The following is a 1,849-nucleotide window of genomic DNA, read 5'->3' as shown; positions in this document are numbered from 1 at the left end:
AACAGATAAAGACGTCATCGACTTTACGGTTGTATATTTTGAAGCTTTAATTGCCTCTTCATTGACTTGAGAGGTAGAAAATTGCTCTGTGATACCAAGAAATGTATTCATGGTACGCTCGGCGTCTGCCGTGACCATTACCAAACACTTACCGGTAATGCCTTCTTCCAACTTAAACGGATCTAGGTTATGATTGACACCGGCTTCCCTTAAGTCATCGGTAAAAAATTTCCCTAATTCATCGTTGGCTACTTTGCAGCAATAATAGGATTTACCTCCAAATTGACTTACGGCAATGATTGAATTGGCTGCCGATCCACCACATTGTAATTTTGAAGTCTTGGTATTGATGGCTGCCATCAACTCTCCCTGCCGATCTTCATCTACCAAGGTCATCAGGCCCTTTTCAATACCATATTTATCAAGAAAGGTATCACTAACTTCAAACTCAATATCTACCAAGGCATTTCCTATGCCGGTAACATCATACTTTTTCATCATATTGATTTAAACTATTGTCTCGATCTGAAATAGATCTCTAAATATTTTCCGGAATAGTTATTTTACTCCCGAAGTTTTATGCTTCTCCCTTTGATTGCCTCCAAGGCAAAGAATATGGCACAGATTAACAAGCCAAAAAACTCCCTATTAATTTCCATGGCATGGGTTTTCATAGAAAGGTCCTTTTGTTCCAATTCTTGTCCTATCCAGCCAAAAATATTGTCCGGCCAAAAAAAGACTGCACCTATCAGGTAACTAAAGGTAAGGATTACCAATAGGTTTACATTGAACTTTCCAAAAAAGGCAAACCCTGCCGTAGCAGAGGCAATAAGGTAAATTGGCACCCACCACTCCGGGTCGGGATCATTGATCTGCCAATACCCGAAAAGCAAAAAGAATATAGAAAAGGTCCCAAAGAAATATTTCCAGAAATTACTCATAACAACACTCAATTAAGATATATAAGTAGAAAATAACACTTCAAATCACTTCCTGTTAACAAGCTCATAGATCATGGAATAAACATCTGTAGGGGCTACACCCTCAATCTTCTCTGCATGTTTCGAACCGATCAAAACCGGCCAATCTGCTTTGTCTTCAGGAATTCTCCCATGAGAACCCTTGACTAATTCCGCCTTTAAAGGAATTACATCCATCAAATACCTGAAACCCAATTTCTTTTTTAAGAGGGTCCAACCCAGCTTCCCTTTCAAGAATTTAATGTCCGGATTGGCAAACATCTCTACCGGATCATAACCCGGCTTGCGGTGGATATCCACCGTTCTTGCATAGTCAGGCGCAACTTTATCGTCCAGCCAATAATAATAAGTAAACCACGAATCTTTGTCAGCTACAACCACCAAATCACCCGATCTGTCATGGTTTAGTTGATAGGCCTCCTGCTCCTGCTTATCCAAAACTTTTTCTACCCCGGGAAGGGCTAAAAGCAGGTCTTTAACCTTAGTTAATTCCTCCGGCTCTTTCACATATACATGGGCCAATTGGTGATCGGCAACTGCGAAGGCACCACAAGTTCCTGCATCCAAGGTCTCAAGTCCCAACTCGTCCTTCACTTGTATATAGCCGGCTTTTCTCAGAGCCCTATTGATATGCACAGGTTGATTTACAGAGGTAATACCATATTCAGACAATAGAAGTACCTCAGCCCCCTTGCTCTCATAATACCGTATGACCTGTTCACAAAGCGCATCAATTTCATTCAAACTTGTACTTATCTTTTCAAAATCAATCCCAAATTTCTGCAAGGCATAATCCAGGTGGGGTAAGTAAATCAAAGTCAAGGTTGGGTCATACCATTCGTCTACTTTCAAGGAGGCATCAGCTATCC

The 1,849-nt window shown here is 40.8% G+C and carries 3 protein-coding genes; all 3 read right to left on the bottom strand.

The window, feature by feature from the left end; translation table 11 throughout:
• Nucleotides 1–498, bottom strand: a 498-nt coding sequence (locus AAC037_RS24070) for an adenosine kinase (protein ID WP_339906211.1), incomplete at its 3' end; no start/stop codon positions are given.
• A 65-nt stretch (nt 499–563) separates the two neighbouring features.
• On the bottom strand, nt 564–941 hold the full coding sequence (locus tag AAC037_RS24065) for a transmembrane 220 family protein (protein WP_339906209.1): 378 nt from the start codon (nt 939–941) through the stop codon (nt 564–566).
• A 45-nt stretch (nt 942–986) separates the two neighbouring features.
• A partial coding sequence (locus tag AAC037_RS24060) for an alkaline phosphatase family protein (RefSeq protein ID WP_339906208.1) occupies nt 987–1,849 on the bottom strand: 863 nt, incomplete at its 5' end.

The organism is uncultured Cyclobacterium sp. (genome assembly GCF_963976465.1).
GTDB lineage: Bacteria > Bacteroidota > Bacteroidia > Cytophagales > Cyclobacteriaceae > Cyclobacterium.
This window is presented reverse-complemented; position numbering and strand designations above follow the sequence as displayed.